The sequence below is a fragment of the Paenibacillus sp. O199 genome (assembly GCF_001636635.1).
Taxonomy (GTDB): domain Bacteria; phylum Bacillota; class Bacilli; order Paenibacillales; family Paenibacillaceae; genus Paenibacillus; species Paenibacillus marchantiae.
In genome coordinates this window covers 99,592-117,464 of record NZ_LGRP01000005.1, presented here as the reverse complement: position 1 = coordinate 117,464, position 17,873 = coordinate 99,592, and the positions used below count along the sequence as shown (strand labels likewise).

General features: G+C 48.5%; 20 protein-coding genes and 3 tRNA genes. 11 read left to right on the top strand and 12 right to left on the bottom strand.

Features of this window, described 5'->3' with window-relative positions; all coding sequences use genetic code 11:
- Nucleotides 1–147 precede the first annotated feature (147 nt).
- A complete protein-coding gene (locus A6049_RS09665; RefSeq protein ID WP_063564439.1) occupies nucleotides 148–846 on the bottom strand; it encodes an ArsR/SmtB family transcription factor in 699 nt (232 codons plus the stop codon).
- A 101-nt stretch (nucleotides 847–947) separates the two neighbouring features.
- Between A6049_RS09665 and A6049_RS09660 the strand changes: the two genes are divergently transcribed.
- Both A6049_RS09660 and A6049_RS09655 read left to right on the top strand, forming a co-directional pair.
- The gene (locus A6049_RS09660) at nucleotides 948–1,616 is read left to right on the top strand and encodes a flavin reductase family protein (RefSeq protein ID WP_095206034.1); all 669 of its coding nucleotides are present in this window, start codon (nucleotides 948–950) and stop codon (nucleotides 1,614–1,616) included.
- Nucleotides 1,617–1,824: 208 nt separating this feature from the next.
- Nucleotides 1,825–2,496, top strand: coding sequence for an MgtC/SapB family protein (locus A6049_RS09655; protein ID WP_079695276.1), 672 nt, complete (start codon nucleotides 1,825–1,827; stop codon nucleotides 2,494–2,496).
- A gap of 57 nt (nucleotides 2,497–2,553) precedes the next feature.
- Here A6049_RS09655 and A6049_RS09650 read toward each other — a convergent pair whose 3' ends face one another.
- Both A6049_RS09650 and A6049_RS09645 read right to left on the bottom strand, forming a co-directional pair.
- Nucleotides 2,554–3,450: a Cof-type HAD-IIB family hydrolase gene (locus tag A6049_RS09650; RefSeq protein WP_063564437.1), complete on the bottom strand. Its 897-nt coding sequence runs from the start codon at nucleotides 3,448–3,450 to the stop codon at nucleotides 2,554–2,556.
- A 3-nt stretch (nucleotides 3,451–3,453) separates the two neighbouring features.
- Complete coding sequence (locus A6049_RS09645; protein WP_063564436.1) at nucleotides 3,454–4,230, bottom strand: DeoR/GlpR family DNA-binding transcription regulator; 777 nt, start codon at nucleotides 4,228–4,230, stop codon at nucleotides 3,454–3,456.
- Nucleotides 4,231–4,537: 307 nt separating this feature from the next.
- Between A6049_RS09645 and A6049_RS09640 the strand changes: the two genes are divergently transcribed.
- The 4 genes from A6049_RS09640 to A6049_RS09625 all read left to right on the top strand — a co-directional run bounded on the left by A6049_RS09640 (nucleotide 4,538) and on the right by A6049_RS09625 (nucleotide 5,487).
- A tRNA-Glu gene (locus A6049_RS09640) sits at nucleotides 4,538–4,609 on the top strand.
- 113 nt (nucleotides 4,610–4,722) lie between these two features.
- A tRNA-Lys gene (locus tag A6049_RS09635) sits at nucleotides 4,723–4,798 on the top strand.
- 17 nt (nucleotides 4,799–4,815) lie between these two features.
- A tRNA-Leu gene (locus A6049_RS09630) sits at nucleotides 4,816–4,898 on the top strand.
- Nucleotides 4,899–5,070: 172 nt separating this feature from the next.
- Nucleotides 5,071–5,487, top strand: coding sequence for a helix-turn-helix domain-containing protein (locus tag A6049_RS09625; protein WP_063564435.1), 417 nt, complete (start codon nucleotides 5,071–5,073; stop codon nucleotides 5,485–5,487).
- Nucleotides 5,488–5,655: 168 nt separating this feature from the next.
- Here A6049_RS09625 and A6049_RS09620 read toward each other — a convergent pair whose 3' ends face one another.
- Genes A6049_RS09620 through A6049_RS09595 form a run of 6 tightly spaced genes read right to left on the bottom strand, consistent with a single transcriptional unit; the run spans nucleotide 5,656 to nucleotide 10,428 of the window.
- Complete coding sequence (locus A6049_RS09620) at nucleotides 5,656–6,561, bottom strand: urease accessory protein UreD (protein WP_161490572.1); 906 nt, start codon at nucleotides 6,559–6,561, stop codon at nucleotides 5,656–5,658.
- Nucleotides 6,533–7,255 carry an urease accessory protein UreG gene (gene ureG / locus A6049_RS09615; RefSeq protein WP_053781689.1) on the bottom strand — a complete coding sequence of 241 codons (723 nt, stop codon included), beginning with the start codon at nucleotides 7,253–7,255 and terminating at the stop codon, nucleotides 6,533–6,535. The genes A6049_RS09620 and ureG overlap by 29 nt, the downstream gene beginning before the upstream one ends.
- Nucleotides 7,256–7,288: 33 nt before the next feature.
- The gene (locus tag A6049_RS09610; protein ID WP_063564433.1) at nucleotides 7,289–7,987 is read right to left on the bottom strand and encodes an urease accessory protein UreF; all 699 of its coding nucleotides are present in this window, start codon (nucleotides 7,985–7,987) and stop codon (nucleotides 7,289–7,291) included.
- Between the two features lie 15 nt (nucleotides 7,988–8,002).
- Nucleotides 8,003–9,721 carry an urease subunit alpha gene (gene ureC / locus A6049_RS09605; protein WP_063564432.1) on the bottom strand — a complete coding sequence of 573 codons (1,719 nt, stop codon included), beginning with the start codon at nucleotides 9,719–9,721 and terminating at the stop codon, nucleotides 8,003–8,005.
- Entirely contained in the window at nucleotides 9,718–10,107 is a 390-nt protein-coding gene (locus tag A6049_RS09600; RefSeq protein WP_063564431.1) for an urease subunit beta, read from the bottom strand. Before A6049_RS09600 ends, ureC begins: the two co-directional genes overlap by 4 nt.
- Nucleotides 10,108–10,125: 18 nt before the next feature.
- Nucleotides 10,126–10,428, bottom strand: a complete 303-nt coding sequence (locus tag A6049_RS09595) for an urease subunit gamma (protein ID WP_063564430.1) — start codon at nucleotides 10,426–10,428, stop codon at nucleotides 10,126–10,128.
- Between the two features lie 260 nt (nucleotides 10,429–10,688).
- Here A6049_RS09595 and urtA point away from each other — a divergent pair, with 260 nt between their 5' ends.
- The 5 genes from urtA to urtE all read left to right on the top strand — a co-directional run bounded on the left by urtA (nucleotide 10,689) and on the right by urtE (nucleotide 15,552).
- Nucleotides 10,689–11,939, top strand: coding sequence for an urea ABC transporter substrate-binding protein (gene urtA, locus A6049_RS09590; protein WP_063564429.1), 1,251 nt, complete (start codon nucleotides 10,689–10,691; stop codon nucleotides 11,937–11,939).
- Between the two features lie 149 nt (nucleotides 11,940–12,088).
- Nucleotides 12,089–12,994 carry an urea ABC transporter permease subunit UrtB gene (urtB, locus tag A6049_RS09585; protein ID WP_063564428.1) on the top strand — a complete coding sequence of 302 codons (906 nt, stop codon included), beginning with the start codon at nucleotides 12,089–12,091 and terminating at the stop codon, nucleotides 12,992–12,994.
- Between the two features lie 18 nt (nucleotides 12,995–13,012).
- Nucleotides 13,013–14,107: an urea ABC transporter permease subunit UrtC gene (urtC, locus tag A6049_RS09580; protein ID WP_063564427.1), complete on the top strand. Its 1,095-nt coding sequence runs from the start codon at nucleotides 13,013–13,015 to the stop codon at nucleotides 14,105–14,107.
- Entirely contained in the window at nucleotides 14,070–14,879 is an 810-nt protein-coding gene (gene urtD / locus A6049_RS09575) for an urea ABC transporter ATP-binding protein UrtD (protein ID WP_063564426.1), read from the top strand. Before urtC ends, urtD begins: the two co-directional genes overlap by 38 nt.
- On the top strand, nucleotides 14,857–15,552 hold the full coding sequence (gene urtE / locus A6049_RS09570) for an urea ABC transporter ATP-binding subunit UrtE (RefSeq protein WP_063564425.1): 696 nt from the start codon (nucleotides 14,857–14,859) through the stop codon (nucleotides 15,550–15,552). Before urtD ends, urtE begins: the two co-directional genes overlap by 23 nt.
- A gap of 25 nt (nucleotides 15,553–15,577) precedes the next feature.
- Here urtE and A6049_RS09565 read toward each other — a convergent pair whose 3' ends face one another.
- The 3 genes from A6049_RS09565 to A6049_RS09555 all read right to left on the bottom strand — a co-directional run bounded on the left by A6049_RS09565 (nucleotide 15,578) and on the right by A6049_RS09555 (nucleotide 17,441).
- On the bottom strand, nucleotides 15,578–16,231 hold the full coding sequence (locus A6049_RS09565; RefSeq protein WP_063564424.1) for a nitrogen regulation protein NR(II): 654 nt from the start codon (nucleotides 16,229–16,231) through the stop codon (nucleotides 15,578–15,580).
- Nucleotides 16,232–16,258: 27 nt separating this feature from the next.
- On the bottom strand, nucleotides 16,259–16,462 hold the full coding sequence (locus A6049_RS09560; protein WP_063564423.1) for a hypothetical protein: 204 nt from the start codon (nucleotides 16,460–16,462) through the stop codon (nucleotides 16,259–16,261).
- 277 nt (nucleotides 16,463–16,739) lie between these two features.
- On the bottom strand, nucleotides 16,740–17,441 hold the full coding sequence (locus tag A6049_RS09555; protein WP_063564422.1) for an urease accessory protein UreF: 702 nt from the start codon (nucleotides 17,439–17,441) through the stop codon (nucleotides 16,740–16,742).
- Nucleotides 17,442–17,873 lie beyond the last annotated feature (432 nt).

The window sequence follows — 17,873 nt, the reverse complement described above, 5'->3', positions numbered from 1 at the left end:
GCGGTGCGAGGGTTCGAATCCCTCTCTCTCCGTTCTGAACAAAACATAATCCCCCTCCTCAGTAACCTTTAACGGATACTGAGGAGGGGGATTTTTGATGTATCGTCATTTTGCCAATGTACAAGAAAAGAATGCCCGATTGCGTCCCTATAATGAAATGCCCAATACCTCGTACAAACCCTTCTTGCCAGCTTCCGTGACTTCCACGGAACGGCTGCCTTCCTTCTGGCGGGTCCAGTCCAGCTCAGACAAGCGGCGTCCCAGTTCGTCTCCCAGTACTCCGGAGATATGGTGACGACGTTCACTCCAATCCAGACACTTGCGAGCCACAGCGCGGCGTGATCCGGCTTTCCCTTCAAGCATAATGCCAAAAGAAGTGAACCATTGAATCCCTTTCTCTGTAATGTGGTAATCCTTGGCCTGCTCATCCTCAGGTTCTTCGAGATAACCTTCCCGTAATAAAGCTTCACACAACGATATCCCCAATTTTCCGGCAAGATGCCCATAACAGGTTCGAGCAAAGCTTAGATGTTGAAGCTGGTTGGACTGTTTGAGGGATCTCACTTGTACTGGTGCGGCGATACTTCCCATCGTCTCAATCAGAAAAGCAACCTCTTTGCCTGCGAGACGATAGTATCGATGTCGTCCTTGCTGTTCAACGACGAGCAGCCCGCCTTCGACCAGCTTGGCGAGATGACTGCTTGCCGTTTGAGGAGTAACACCCGCCATGTAAGCTAGTTCACCTGCAGGAAGTGCAAGACCATCCAACAAAGCTTCCAAAAAAATAGCACGACTGGGATCAGCAATTAACGATGCAATCACTGAAATATTCGGATAGGTATTCATACTTCGATGATACCTTAACTATTGGTGTAATACAATTCAATCATGCATGAATTACAACCTAAGAGATGGAAGGGATGGATTGAAGAATGGAGGAAGAAACAATGTATACCAATGATAGAACGCAAGAAGAGTTTGGATCAGAGCATCAACGGGGCTGGACCAGCGAATTGATACAGCACGAGGTGATAACTCCAAGTATTTTGTACTATGGCACACCGGTATTGCTGCTGAGCACGTTAAATGAAGATGGAACGACAAACTTGTCGCCCCTTTCTTCATCATGGGCACTTGGAGACTGCTTGGTACTTGGAGTCGGTATTCAGGGCAAAGCTTTTGAGAACCTGAGTCGTCATCCCGAATGTGTGATTAATCTGCCGGATGCATCCATGTGGGAGCAGGTTGAGGGACTGGGGCGTTATACCGGAATATATCCCGTTCCTGAGGAGAAAAGGAGGATGGGATTTGAGTTTTGCGATGATAAATTTGCCGTCTCTGGACTGACACCCCAAAGTTCAGTTCAGGTTGAGCCGGATAAAATAGAGGAATGTCCGCTCCAGATTGAAGCCGAGGTACAACACATTCGTATTCCCGAACATACACCTTTCATGGCGATTGTGGAAGTGAAAGCGTTGAAGGTACACGCACATACCCGACTGATTGCAGGTTTGAACAAGATTAACCCAGAGAAGTGGAACCCTTTAATTTATAATTTCCGACACTATTATGGACTTGGAGAAAGGTATGGGGAGAGTTTTCGGGCAGAGAAGTGATGTGTGGATTGAAATAGCATAGACAATCAATAAGTAATCCAGAATATATGAAGTGGGGCCAGTTGGGGTGCTGCTTCTTTCTGTCTATATGAGACTTCATTATGATTTCATCGGGGGAATCATTGAATTTGGCTATTTTATTAGGCAGGGATTGGGTAAATAGTAAAGAAAGATACATGTAAGCATATACATAAGAGAGGTGATGAACATGGAAATGGAATACTTAATGCGTGTACTCATAGCTGGCATATGCGGCGTGTTGATCGGATATGAGCGCAAGAACCGAATGAAGGAAGCGGGGATACGTACACACTTTGTTGTTGCGGTGGGTGCAGCATTGATGATGATTGTATCTAAGTATGGCTTTCAGGATCAGGCAGGCTGGGCGAATCTCTCGCTTGACCCATCCAGGATTGCCGCACAGGTGGTCAGTGGGGTTGGCTTCATTGGAGCCGGGATGATCTTCACACAGCGCCACACGGTCCGGGGATTGACGACAGCGGCGGGAATCTGGGCGACTGCAGGAATGGGACTGGCTGTGGGTTCGGGATTGTATTGGACTGGGGCTGGGGTAACGCTGCTTATTGTAGTGGCACAGATGCTGCTGCATCGGCCGACACGCTGGTTGGTGTCCGCGAGAACAGAGACGCTGACCATTCGACTGCTAAAGGAAGGGGACACCCTCAAAACCGTTTTGGCTTTGCTTGGACAGGAGAAAATCTCGGTGGTTGGGTTCAAAACAGAACAGCAAATAAGCACAGACTCCGGGGAGGAGACTGTACTTGAATTCACTCTGCAACTGCCTGGATCATATAGGGCCGAGCAATTAATTGTTTTATTACAGGATGTGCCTCACGTTCGATCCGTTGATATGAGGTGAGCCCAGGCTATCGCTGGTTCGTTATGTCGCGCAATGCCGAGCTATCACGACAATCGATTACTGACCGCCTTCAACGACGGTCTCCGGCCGGGAAACGGGCTTGCCTTCAAGAACACACTGAATGGCATGTGCGACACCATGCTCCACATTGGTCAAAGAGATAGCCTTGGCAAGCGCCTTAATCTCCGGTTCAGCATTGCCCATGGCAATACCGAGTCCTGCCATTTTCAGCATGGATACATCGTTGAAGTTATCACCAATGGCTGCTGTATCTTCCATGGAAATGTTCAGATGAGCTGCCAGTTTGCTTAAGGCGTTACCTTTGGATACATCAGGATGCTGCATTTCAAAGTTGTGTTCAGAGGACACCACCATGGCTACATCGGAGCGAGAAGCAAAGTATTCGCGTCCCTGCTGCAATTGAGCCGGATCCATTGAAAAGGCCATAATATTGTAAATGTAAGCTTCGGAAGGGATTTCCTGATGGGAGTTTACGCGGTGATAGTCTTTCTTGTCATAGTGCTTCTTAACAGCTCGAATAAGGCGTTCAATATCCTCCCCAGGACTCGAACCCAGGATGCGATCCATCTCAGCGAGCATCGCCTCGTGGCTGCTTATAGGAGCGTAAATACCCTGTTGTGTGGAGGCCTCGTAGTAGCAATGATGATCTTCCAGCCACTGCATGACGGATGCGGCCGTTTCACGCTCAAGTGGAAGATGGAATAGGCGTTCACCGTTGGCATCGTGGATGGTAGCTCCGTTGGAGCCGATGACTGGTGTGTTAATTCCGCCTTCGCTGCTTATAGTTAATACGTCGGAATAGACCCGACCTGTAGCAATCGTAATCTTCAATCCTTCTTGTTGCGCCTTATGGATTGCAGCTGCGTTTTCCGGGCTGATCTGACTATCTCTGTTCAATAGGGTTCCATCTAAATCGGTAGCAAATAATTTCATATGTTACAACTCCTTTTCAATTGTAGGTTCAGGAATGAGAATCTCGACTTGTTGCTCGGCTAGAAAAGTCCGCCAATCTTGGGAAGGCCATTGATCTGTAATTAACATATCAACGAGTGACCAGTCCGCAAAACGATAACCATAACGCTTATCAAACTTGGAATGGTCAGCGAGTACAATAACCTGTTTTGCAGCCTGCATCATTTTGTGCTTGATCTTTCCTTCTTCTTCAGAGGCACTGAAGCCATCCATCGTAATTCCGCCAATGCCGATAAAGGCTTTGTCTACATAATAATGGGAAAGAGTTTCAATCACTGAAGTACCATAGACATAACGTTGCTCCTTATCGACTTTGCCGCCCAGCAAACGAATCTCGACAGCAGTATGATTGGAGAGAAGATCAGCCGAATAAATGGAATTGGTGATGACAGTACAGGACTTGCCATTTAGATTTTCGGCACAAGTCTGCACTGTAGTGGAAGAATCCAGAATAATGTGTTCGCCTTGGCGGACGATAGCAGCGGCTAGCTTGCCAATAGCTCTTTTTTCATTGGAAATGTGGAGCAAACGATCTTTATAGGATCGGTGCTCGTCTGGTGGAACGGGGAGAATTGCACCGCCGCGCGTTCGGATAATGGCATCCTGTTCTTCGAGTTTGATCAGATCCCTTCGTGCTGTGTCCCGGGAAACGTCAAAGAGGGATACAATATCATCAGCTGAGATGCGATTGTGTTTACGCAAATGTTCAATAATCAGCTGCATTCGTTCTTCCTGAAACAAACGTGCCGCCTCCTTATACGTAGCTGACCGTGTATATAACTGATAGGTTAATTATAAGTACTAATAATGATATTTGCAATATTATAAGTGAATGTAAGTGTATTTAAGTTTTTTGATATTAATTTAACAAAATGCGAAGATTACGATGATAAATTTGTGAAAGACATTTCAGGCGTGAGCAACGCTCTTGACCTCATGGAGAAGGGGAAAAGGAGTGCATAAAAAAAGTTTGAAAAAAAGTGTTGCACATTTAAGTTGGCCTATGATATACTCATTCTTGTCGCCAAGAAAGACAACTTGTTTACAAGGCCCGTTGGTCAAGGGGTTAAGACACCTCCCTTTCACGGAGGTAACAGGGGTTCGAATCCCCTACGGGTCATTATCTTCACCACCTCAGGGATGTACAATCCTGATGAGGAATCCTCAAAAAGTCATAGCTCCTATACAAAAGAGTTACGCATGGCACACACACATTCGGTGAAGTTACAGCAAGAGCCATTAGCTCAGTTGGTAGAGCACCTGACTTTTAATCAGGGTGTCGAAGGTTCGAGCCCTTCATGGCTCACCATTTTTACAATTGAATATGCGGTCGTGGTGGAATGGCAGACACGCTATCTTGAGGGGGTAGTGGGTGTATACCCGTGGAGGTTCGAGTCCTCTCGACCGCATCACAGTAACAAACGTTATAAGATAGACTCTCATGATTATTCATGGGAGTCTATCTTTGTGTTATGAGAAATACCAGAACGTATTCCTGGGATTAAAAGGCTGAGGATTCAGGAAGGTTGTGGTATAATTTAGGTACATGTATTGATTATTACGGTTGGAAGGCGGTTCTGTATGCAGTCGATCTATGAGCGAATTGAACACCTGATTGCCGAACGAGGAATGACCAAGAAGGCTTTCTGCCAACAGCTGAAGATCAGCACGGGCAATCTGGGTGACTGGAAACGCGGTAAATCTATTCCGAGTACGAATAAACTAATTGAGATTGCTTCGTTTTTTGATGTGAGCCTTGATTGGCTCATGATTGGGCGTCCATCCAAGGAGGCGATGGTACGGGAAAAACGGGAGGATTATTTTTTTGACGTGTTGCGGCAATTGAATTGCCAAGAAAGCGAATTATCGACTGTGGAACAGTCTTTTATCAGTGAATATATTGAATTTACCCGTTATCGCAAATCCAAGGAAAGCAGAGATTCAGGCGACTTTCGTTACAAGGGAGAAGATAAGCCCAAAGGAGACGATCTGTTGTAGTACAAGTTAGTGGAAGCTACGACTTGACTGGATTATCTGCGTATATAAAAAAACCTCTGAACACTTCCGAAACCCGTCGGAGAGTGGTCCAGAGGTTTTTTTCTTTGAAACTCGTTGCAACATGAACATGCGATTCCGAAAGTTGTTAGTCTGATAGACGTGTAGCCTTCACTTGCGGAATGTGAGGCTAGGTTTACCCAAAAGATCGGAGCGAAGGGTGTTCCAGATCTGAAGGCATTGCTCCTGAAGTTCCCAAGCAGCCATTCCGAGCAAACGAACACCAATCCCGCCTGTAGCGAGCAAACTAGCCCCGGCAAGCATGCGACCATCTGGGGGAAGGATGGACCGTACGGACTCCAACTGTGCTGCGCCCAATCCGGGGGCAATCATCCATAAAGCTGCAGTATGGGTATAGTTTAACAACGCTGCGGATGATTTTGGATCGTCCGACTCTGGTTCGAGTCCGAAGCGATCCCATACGGCCAATTGCTTCCCTTGCCAGATTTCTGTCAGACTGCGATATCGCTTGAACTGAAAGACTTCTCCCCGATGAATCCGTCCAGCGGACCAGATATCAGCATACGCAAGTATTGCTTGTTCACCCAGCTCAAAGGTCGTGGTGAGTGATGATGAGCTGCCTTTAAACGGGATAACGCATTCAGGGAAGTACTCCAGCACCGCTCCTTGCTCCAGTCGAAAGTGATGGTTCACAGATGACGGAACAGTAGGTGTTGGATGAAGCCTCGTGGCTGATGTACTGCTTAGCATTAAGTGAGTGTTCTGGCCCAATTGCCATTCGGATCGATAATGATCACCGTTCAGCACGCCTGGAGAGACGTCTGAGGTGTATACACATAATTCATCTCCGCCACCCGGAGGTCGAAAGGATCGACTGAACCGCAGAGGGGCGCTATAATACCGATCGGTCATGACGGTGCGCCCGCCTTGGAGGGCGAAAGTGGCCCGAAGCTCGCTGCGGCGTATCACGGCCTCTCCGGTACTGCGGTTCGGTCCATGTTCAACTCCATGTGAAGAGGAAGAAGGATTAGTGGCTGTGAGTCGTTCCGTGCTCATGAGTGTGGGTATGCAGATGCGCAGCGGAAGCATCGTCATCCATATATTGATGTTCAAGCCAATGGACGATTTCGGATACCCCTTCACCACTCATCAGGTTCGACATCACATAAGGCCGTCCTTCGCGTACCCGTTCAGTATCATCCTTCATCACTTGCAGACTTGCGCCAACATAAGGGGCGAGGTCGGTCTTATTAATCAGTAGCAGGTCAGAACGTGTAATACCTGGACCGCCTTTGCGAGGCAGTTTTTCCCCTTGAGCCACATCAATAATGTAAATGAATACGTCCGCCAGTTCAGGGCTGAATGCAGCAGAGAGATTGTCGCCGCCGCTTTCGATAAAGATCAGTTGCAAGTCCGGGAAGCGTTCAATCAACTCATCAACGGCTTCAAAATTCATTGAAGCATCCTCGCGAATAGCTGTATGTGGGCATCCTCCTGTTTCTACACCGATAATACGTTCCGGCGCGAGCGCATTCTGACGCAGCAAAATCTCGGCATCTTCCTTTGTGTAAATATCATTGGTAATAACGGCCAGGCTGTAGCGTGTACGCAGTGCCTTGGACAGCTTCTCTACTAGGGCCGTTTTTCCTGAACCTACCGGCCCACCGATTCCGATTCGCATCGGGCGACTCCGATCAAATACCTTACGTTCCCATTCCGCATGATGCGTATGATTAGCTCCTCCACACATAACAAATTCCTCCTTGGTTTTGAATTATTGTAGTTAGGACATAAACAGACGGGCTGGCAGGCTCTCGTGCCGCATAGCATAGATTTCCTGGGCAATACCGAAGCTGTGCATGTCTTCCGGGTCGTTATCCCGAATTTGAGACCATTCAGAATCAATATCATTCAAAAGTTTTTGGATAAGCATCTGTGCTTCGGTTTGCCCGATGGGCAGAAGACGCAGAGCGCTATTTACATAAGCATTAACTGAGGTGTACAGATGTCCGGTGACGGCTTCGTCCAGTCCAATTTCCAGCTGATAATTGATGTAGCCGTGAATGGTTGTAATGCCGCAAAATGCACCGTGTTCCTGTACGGCTTCATCGATTAGAGAAAAGTCCATCCACGGATATAGTGATCTCGCGAGTTTGAGTAATCGCTTACCCATCTTGTGCCCACTTTCCCGTAGTTCCCTGGGGGTTCGCTGGGCGTGTACACGTTTGTCGTAAAGGGCTAGAAGGGCTGCATCCTGTTGCTCAATGGCTTGGTAGACACCCTTGATGGCAAGACCATCGAGCCGTACGAGGCTGGAATGAAGCTGGCCGCGAATGAATTGTTCAAGCTGGGCGGTGGTCCGTATTCTACCGTCATGAGTGTATGCCTCCAGACCGAACGAGTGGGAGAACCCGCCAATGGGCAAGGCCGAATCCAGTAGTTGAACATAACGGAGTAACTTCGTGCCGCTGTGCATCATCATGCGTGTCCCCCTTTGTCAAAACATGAAATAGCGTTGTGCCATCGGTAATTCGTCTGCGGGCTCACAGGTGAGAAGCTCGCCATCAGCCCGTACCTCATAGGTTTCGGGATCAACTTCAATGACGGGTGTGACATCGTTATGGATCATATCCTTTTTGCTCACTGATCGGCAGCCTTTGACGGGTTCCACGCGCTTGTTCAAACCTAGCTCCTCCTTGATTCCTGCATCTGCTGCGGCTTGGGAGACAAAAGTGATCGACCCTTTGGCAAGTGCACCGCCGTAAGCACCGAACATCGGTCTGCCAAATACGGGCTGCGGCGTAGGGATCGATGCGTTGGGGTCACCCATCTGGGCGAAAGTGATCATACCGCCCTTGATAACCATCTCAGGTTTAACACCAAAATAAGCTGGTTTCCAAACGATCAGGTCTGCCAACTTGCCAACCTCCACGGAACCGACGAGATGGCCTATGCCGTGAGCGATAGCTGGATTGATCGTATATTTGGCGACATACCTTTTGATCCGATCATTATCGGACGGGGAGCCTGAGGTCAGTTCAAGTTTGCCTCGCTGCTTTTTCATCTTGTCGGCAGTTTGCCAGGTGCGAATAATGACTTCGCCAACCCGGCCCATTGCTTGCGAATCGGAACTGATGATGCTGAATACACCAAGATCATGCAAAATGTCTTCGGCCGCGATCGTTTCGGGACGAATACGTGAATCAGCAAAAGCAACGTCTTCAGGGATAGACGGGTCCAGATGGTGACAAACCATCAGCATATCAAGATGTTCTTCTACGGTATTGCGTGTGTAAGGACGTGTTGGGTTGGTCGAAGAGGGGATGACGTAAGACTCTCCGGCAGCGCGAATAATATCCGGCGCGTGTCCGCCGCCAGCACCTTCTGTATGGTAGGTGTGGATTGTGCGTCCGTTAATGGCCGCCAGTGTATTTTCGAGAAATCCGGTCTCGTTCAGCGTATCGGTATGAATGGCTACTTGAACATCATGTTCTCCGGCTGCGGTCAGACAGGCATCGATAGCGCTTGGCGTTGTGCCCCAATCTTCATGCAGCTTCAGTCCAATGACACCGGCTTCAATCTGTTCAATTAATGGAGCGGTGCTGGAACTATTGCCTTTACCTAGATAACCGATATTCATGGGAAATGCCTCTGCGGACTCCAGCATCCGGTGAATGTGCCAGGCTCCGGGTGTACAGGTGGTGGCTTTGGTGCCAGTTGCAGGTCCTGTACCGCCGCCGATCATGGTTGTTACTCCTGAAGATAATGCCGTTTGAATCTGTTGTGGACAAATAAAATGAATATGGGTATCAATGCCTCCAGCGGTCACAATCATGCCTTCTCCGGCAATGATTTCGGTCGATGCGCCAATAACCAGCGCGGGATCGACTCCATCCATCGTATCCGGGTTGCCGGATTTGCCGATTGCGCAGATGAGGCCATCGCGAATACCGATGTCCGCTTTGACAATCCCCCAATGATCGATGATGACGGCGTTGGTAATGACGGTATCAGGTGTGCCATCACTGCGAAGGGCAGATGTGGACTGACCCATCCCGTCACGAATAACCTTACCGCCACCGAATTTGCTTTCATCCCCATAGACAGCGTAATCATGCTCAATCTCCGCCCATAGTTCCGTATCCGCCAATCTGACGGCATCCCCGGTTGTAGGCCCGAACATGGACGCGTATTGTTCGCGGCTCATTCGTTTCATAAAGGGTCCCCTCCGTCCTGCATAGGGGGTGCAAATGTCTTCAGAAATGTTTCTAGTTTCTGTGGATCAGGTGGCTGATCTGCCGATCCTTCGGTTAATCCGTTAAATCCATAAATCTGACGTTTGCCACCGAATGTGGTGAGTTCGACTGGTTTTTCTTCACCAGGTTCAAAACGAACAGCGGTGCCTGCCGGAATATGCAGACGGTGCCCAAAAGCGGAAAGGCGATCAAAGTCCAGCGCAGCATTGACTTCATAGAAGTGAACGTGAGAACCGACCTGAACGGGACGGTCGCCGCGGTTTAGTACAATCAGACGCACGGTTAAGCGATCGGGATGACAGACGATCTCATCATCCTGTTTTAAGCGATATTCACCTGGGATCATGGAGTTCTCCTGCCTTTCTCAGCGTATAGGTTCGTGGACAGTGACCAGTTTTGTTCCGTCAGGAAAAGTGGCTTCCACCTGTACCTCAGGAATCATATCGGATACACCTTCCATGCAGTCTTCGCGTGTCAGGATCGTGCCGCCGTATCTCATCAACTCTGCAACACTCATCCCATCGCGTGCACGTTCCATGAGTTCGGAGGTCAACAATGCGATAGCTTCAGGAACATTCAGTTTAAGTCCACGTCCTCTGCGTTCGCGGGCGAGGTTAGCAGCCACGGTAATCAGGAGTTTTTCTTTTTCCTGCTCAGTCCAGTGCAAGGTAATCCGACCTTTCCCTTAGATAGTCTATGTCGTCATGGATCATGTTATATGTTAAATATACTCACACAGGGTGGACCCTTTGTCAATATGGTTCCAATTATATTAGCAGTATGCATGAAATGAGTATGCATAAAATAAAATTGTGTAAGCATTATTGACACGGTGAGTGTGACCCTCCATAATTTGGATCAACGAACATTTCGGACATTTATGACCTTAATGTTCGTCAATAGACTAAAAAAAGGGAGTGTAGGCTATTGAAGAAGAGGACGGTCAAGTTATGGAGTGTTTTGCTCGGTGCAGTCATTGCGTTGACAGGATGTGTGGAGGGTGGAACGCCACCGGAGGCATCGGGCTCCAGTGGGGCGGGAGAATCAACTTCGTCCGGAGAACCGATTAAGGTAGGTGTTCTTCACTCCCTAAGTGGAACGATGGCAATCAGTGAAGTGTCGGTTAAGGATGCGGAGATGCTTGCCATTGAAGAGATCAATGCAGCGGGCGGAGTTCTGGGTAAACAGATCGAGCCTGTGGTCGAGGACGGTGCTTCCGATTGGCCTACATTTGCGGAGAAGGCTGGAAAGTTGCTGCAGCAGGATAAAGTAGCCGCTGTATTCGGTGGATGGACCTCTGCGAGTAGGAAAGCGATGCTGCCAGTGTTTGAACAGAACAAGGGTCTGTTGTTTTACCCGGTGCAATATGAAGGATTGGAATCGTCCCCCAACATTTTTTATACAGGAGCCACAACGAATCAGCAGATCGTTCCATCCGTAACCTGGTTGCTGGAGAACAGGGGCAAGAAGTTTTATCTGCTTGGTTCCGATTATGTTTTCCCAAAAACGGCCAATCAGGTCATCAAAGCTCAGCTTGCAGCTGAGGGTGGCGAAGTCGTAGGCGAAGAATATACACCGCTGGGACATACGGATTACAGTACGATTATCAGCAAAATCAAGGCTGCCAAGCCGGATATTGTATACAACACGCTGAATGGAGACAGCAATGTCGCCTTTTTCAAACAATTAAAGGATGCCGGGATCTCTTCGGAACAGTTGACAACTCTGTCAGTGAGTGTGGCGGAGGAAGAAATTCGGGGGATTGGTGCGGATGTGCTGAAAGGGCATTTGGCTTCGTGGAACTATTATCAAACGACAGATACACCTGAAAATAAAACATTTGTAGAGAAATATAAAGAAAAATATGGAGCTGACCGGGTGACGGCCGATCCGATTGAAGCGGGATATGTGGCCGTTTATCTGTGGAAAGCAGCCGTGGAAAAAGCCGGATCAACTGATGTTGAAAAAGTGAAGGAGGCAGCCAAAGGTCTGGAATTCGATGCGCCGGAAGGAAAAGTGACGGTGGATGGAGAGAACCAGCATATCTACAAAACGGTGCGGATTGGTGAAGTGCAGGAAGATGGACAGTTCAAGGAATTGTGGAACTCCGGAGCACCCGTCAAACCTGATCCGTATCTGAAAACGTACGATTGGGGCGCTTCCCTTAGTACCAAATAGCATGGGCATCTCACGTCAGAACTGCTGAATAACAGACGAGGGTGAGACAACACACCCTCTTACAACATCACGGTAAAGCGTTGATGCGAAACGTAAATTGATGTCTTGTATAAAATTTCAGATGTTCACAGCATGAGGAGGGAAAGGCGATGGATATGTTTGTCCTGCAAATGTTCAATGGGTTAAGCATCAGCTCCATCTTGCTGCTGATTGCATTGGGACTCGCGGTTACATTTGGATTGATGAATGTCATTAACATGGCTCATGGTGAATTGATCATGATCGGCGCTTACGCTACATATGTGACGCAAAACCTGTTCATTTCGTATGCTCCGCAAGCGTGGTTCGATGTCTACTTTATTGTGGCTCTGCCTATCGCCTTTGGTGCGGCGGCTCTTATAGGCTGGTTGCTGGAAGTGGTGCTGATCAGGCATCTGTATGGGAGGCCGCTCGACAGTCTGCTTGCTACATGGGGCGTAGGTATGATGCTGCAACAATTGGCCCGAACGATATTTGGGGCGCCAAATGTAGGGGTATCCAGTCCGGCTTGGCTCAACGGAGGTCTGACCATCGCGGACGGTATTGTGTTTCCGTATAAACGTCTTTTCATTATCGCGCTGGTTTCTGTTGTACTGCTGTGCATGTATCTGTACATCTATCGGACTTCTTCCGGGAGACGGATGAGGGCCGTGATGCAAAATCGAAGCATGGCGGGCTGTCTCGGGATTTCCACCAGACGGGTGGATGGCATGACCTTTGCGATTGGTTCGGGCATTGCCGGCATCGCTGGATGTGCATTGACACTCATTGGCCCGATTGGCCCTTCGCTGGGGACGTATTATATCGTAGATGCGTTCATGGTGGTTGTACTGGGCGGTGTGGGGAAACTGGTGGGAACCGTGTGTGGTGCGCTTGGAATTGGCATGTTCAATACGTTATTTGAAACGTATACCTCAGCCTCTATCGGTAAGGTGCTGGTATTTGTCTGTATAGTAGCTTTTCTGCAATGGAAGCCGCGTGGGCTCGTTGCCATACGGACTCGGAGTCTGGATTAATGCGAAGAAGGGGGTTATATGATGTCGGCACTTCTCAAGACGGGTAGTCTGAAAATGAAGATCATCTGGGCGGTTGTCCTGATCATGATGTGTCTGGCTCCACTCATTTCCACGGAATTCCGGCTTAGTCTATTGGCGAAATTCCTGGCACTGGCCATTCTGGCGATCGGTCTGGATTTGATCTGGGGATATGGAGGGGTGCTTAGTCTGGGCCATGGTGTATTCTTCGGACTTGGTGGGTACGCCATGGCGATGTATCTGAAGCTGCAAGCCAGCGGTACAACACTTCCAGACTTTATGGGATGGAGTGGTCTTAGTGGTCTGCCGTGGTTCTGGGAGCCGTTCAGGTCATTCCCAGTGGCGCTATTGCTGGGCATTGCCCTTCCGGCATTGCTGGCCTTTGCCCTGGGGTGGTTCACGTTCCGTAACCGGATCACCGGTGTGTATTTTACAATCCTGACCCAAGCGTTAGTCCTCATTACCGTAACGTTATTTGTGGGCAAACAGGAATGGACGGGAGGGACCAATGGTATAACGGGATATAACGCGATCTTTGGTTTTACCCTTCATTCGGCAGGGACAACGATTGCTCTCTACTATATAACGCTTGCCGTTCTGGTGCTCGCCTACCTGCTTTGTCGCCGGGTTGTGAACAGCAGGTTTGGTCAGGTGCTTGAAGCTGCGCGGGATGGGGAGAATCGGGTTCGCTTTCTTGGCTATGACCCGGCAGGGTTCAAGACGCTGGCTTTCGCCCTTTCCGGAGCGTTGGCGGGAGTCGCAGGTATGTTATTTGTGCTCCAGGTAGGGATCATCTCACCTTCCATGATGGGGATCGTGCCATCAATTGAAATGGTATTATGGGTTGCCTTGGGCGGGCGTGGGACGCTGATTGGTGCGGTAATCGGAGCTGTGGTACTGAACGCAGCCAAAACGGGCATCAGTGAAGCTTATCCGGAAGGTTGGTTGTTTGTCATTGGTGGGCTCTTTGTAACAGTGGTCTTGTTCATGCCGAATGGACTTGTTGGTGTATATCGTCATGTGGTGCGCTTGCTGAAACGGAGAGGAGAGGTTGTGCATGTTCCAGTCAATCAGGAAAAACCAAAAGTCTACTGACGTTCCGGTAGTTCTAGTCGCCGAGGAAATTACGGTGGCATTTGGCGGTTTTGTTGCGGTCAAAGGTATGAATCTGAAGCTGCATGAACATGATCTGCATTTTCTGATCGGCCCCAATGGTGCGGGGAAAACAACGATGCTGGATGTGATTTGCGGCAAAACAAAGCCCTTGTCCGGTACAGTGCAGATGGCGGATGGTACGGATCTGACACGTCTGAAGGAGCACCAGATTGTTCGAAAAGGGGTAGGGCGCAAGTTCCAGGCTCCATCGATCTTTGCTGGTCTGACCGTGCAGGAGAACCTGACGCTGGCTGCGGAGACTCGTCGTTCTCCTTTACAGGCTCTGGGTATTCAACGGTATTCAAAAATAAGTCCGGCAATGGAGCGGATTACGCTCCAGATTGGTCTGCAGGATCGTGTGGACGCACGTGCAGGTGCTCTATCACATGGGGAAAAGCAGTGGCTTGAGATTGGCATGCTGCTGCTGCAGGAACCCCGTGTATTGCTGCTGGATGAACCGGCAGCGGGGATGACGGACGAAGAAACACACAAGACGGGTCGCCTACTGCAGGAGATTGCGCGAGAAAGGTCTGTTGTGGTAGTGGAGCATGATATGGAATTCGTCCGCGAGTATGCAGCCAAAGTGACGGTGATGCATGAAGGCAAACTTCTTAAGGAAGGTACGATGGCGGAAGTGCAGGAAGATCCGAGAGTGGCTGAAGTGTACCTGGGCAAAAGGAGGGATGACCGTGCTGTCGCTGCAACGAATTGAGTCCGGCTATGGGGAAAGTAATGTGCTGCGCGGTGTGAATCTGGATGTCGAGCCAGGTCAGGTAGTATGTCTGATGGGACGTAATGGTGTGGGGAAAACCACCTTGATGAAGACGTTGATGGGGCTTCTTAAAACGCGCAAGGGAAGTATTCAGTGGAAAGGTCAGGAATTATCCACCCACGATCCGGCCAAACGGGCCAGGTCGGGGATTGGATATGTGCCGCAGGGGCGGGAAATATTCCCGCAGCTTACGGTAAAAGAAAATCTGTTGCTGGGTCTGGAGACGAGTGCTGCAGGGGTGAAGACGTTCCCAGAGGATGTGCTAGCGATGTTTCCGGTGCTTGCCACGATGTATGGGCGGCAGGGTGGTGATTTGAGTGGTGGGCAGCAACAGCAGTTGGCATTTGCCCGCGCGCTGGCTTCTCGGCCTGGATTATTGCTTCTGGATGAACCGACAGAAGGTATTCAGCCTTCCATCGTAGAGGACATCCGGCAGGTTATTTTGCAAATTAAGGCAAAGGGTGAGATCTCCATCTTGCTGGTGGAGCAAAGCATTGATTTTGTACGCGGTGCTGCAGATTATATCTATGTAATGGACAAAGGGGTAATTGCACTGCAAGGAGCACCGCGAGAGCTGGATATGTCGCAGTTTGAGCACCATCTGTCTGTGTAGCTAAGGTTCATGGCGTAGGAAGAGTTCAGGAGCGCTTGTCCAGAATGTTGGAGTACTTCGGATATAGTCTTCGGATGCAATCCGGGCAGATATCATGAGTGAATTCGGCATGGGTGTGCTTCTCCAAATAACTTTCAACAGAGTTCCAGCTGTCCTGTTCATCCTTAATCTGTTTGCAGACAGCGCAGATGGGAAGCAGTCCACGCAAAGTGCGCACTTCAGACAGAGCCTTCTTCAATTGGCGTTCTGTCTGTTTCTGTTCGGTAACATCCGTGTGTGCAATCAGTGCAAGATCAGACAGCAGGGATGGGTCGGCCTGAATCAATGGGGTGAGTTCCATACGGAACCATCGCTGTTCGCTGTGAGCAGTTTGAACGGAGATATCGTATGTATAACTGTCTTTAAAAGGTGCAGTGATACTTTTCAACTCCTGAACAATCTTCGCATTTTTTGCTTTCTCCTCGCGTAATGTCCACCCCTCTACAAGATGAAGGTAATGAGGCGGTTCAGGTGCTGTTCTGGAGGGGCTTGTTACGCTCTGTTTGGGAAGCAGTTGCCCAAGTCCATGTTGCCAAGCGGTGTTGCAGCTTCGAATGATCCAGTTGTGATCGACGATGATAAGTTGGTGTTGAATGGACTGGAACGATAATCTCTCCAGATCGGATATTAAGTATCTCATGAAATGAGCTCCTCCTTGGCAGAAATCTTATCTTAAATCATCTGGAATTTCCAAGATGTCTGCGACCTGGTTCCTGAACCGGGTTGCTTTGCGGGTACCGTGAATGAGATTGGACAGACGATATGGCGGAATGCCATACTGTTCACAAAATGTCTTTTGGTCGACCTGGAGTTCGGTTAGTCGTCGTTTAATGGCCCATCCGAAAGGAGTCACAGGTTTCTTTTTGTTCAAAAGGGTTCACCCCTCGTTGGAATGTAGTGTTCAGCTGGTTATTCTTGGTGTAAAATATATAGATATGCGAGCTGTATGTTTTATTATATACGCATTTGCGTCATCTAACAATTAAAAAAGACGGAAATAAGTGTATTTTAATGTGTTAAATGGCGTAAATGCGTTAAATAGACAAAATAAATGACATAAAAAACACGCCAGCAATGAGGTTGCGGCGTGTTTTTTTATATTTTACTGTGTGAGGAGGTGGGTTGTGTGAAGAAAAAGGGGATGGGAATTAGGCTCTGTATGCGTGAAGCCCTGCTCCAAGCATGTGAAAGCTTGGAAACAACGTTTTCATGGACAATGAGGTCGGTTGTACCGGTCCATCCGCAGCGGAGGCGCTGACGGTATGCCATTCATGCTCCAGGTCTGCGGCCAGGCGAACCAGCAGGTCCTGGGTTGTATCGGTGTTAAGGGGAATCACTTTGGAGGCTTCGGTTATGCAGGCACTCATGGCTGAATGCAGATAACCAAGGACTGCCTCCTCGACAGGGATTTCGAGGTGGTGGTTAATCCAGGCGTGAACAGTGGGGAGACAGCCAACAGATTCATACTTAGCCAGCGTTTGTTCGAGATGGCTAAAATCAATCCAGGGGTGTAGTGCGCGAGCTAGCTTAATTAGTCGTTTGCCCATAATGGAGGCATGTTCTCTAAGATTGACTGGGGTGCGCTGGACGTGAACGAGTTTGTCGATGAGGGCTGTACGCCATGCGTCCTTGTGATCTGCGGCGGTGTATATGCCTTTAATCGCCATACCTTCCAGACGCACGATGCTGGGATGCAATTGACAGCGCATGAATGATTCGAGATCTTCAACACTACGAATGGTACCTTCAGCGATATGGACATCCATACCGAAGGAATGGGTGAACCCTCCGACCTGGATAGAGGAATCAAGCAGTTTGACATAATCGAGCAGCTTATTCCCACGGTTCACAATCTTTCGCCTCCTACGTTCGTTAAATGTTATGTTAAATGTTATGTTAAATAACATTTATACTCCTTTTTGGTTCGCTTTATGTTTGTAAATCCGAATTATATGATATATATATTCACATAAATATCCGGTTTTTGTCAATAGTTTCTTTTTTTTTTTGAATATTAAATCTATTTAGTGTTATTTTATATAACTCTATGAGTTACTTTATACTAAGAGGATGTGAAGGATGGTAATACAAATAAAGTAGAGTGATCGGCCTAATCGGGTATACAAACGAGATTAAATTTAATCATATGTACTTCGTAGGAGAAAATGACGAGATTATACGATTTATGGAAGGAAAAGCGCAGTTAAAATGATATTAAGAAAAATGCTTTACTTTTAAACATGAACCGGGTATAATCAATTTTGTTGCCGATTATTTACGAC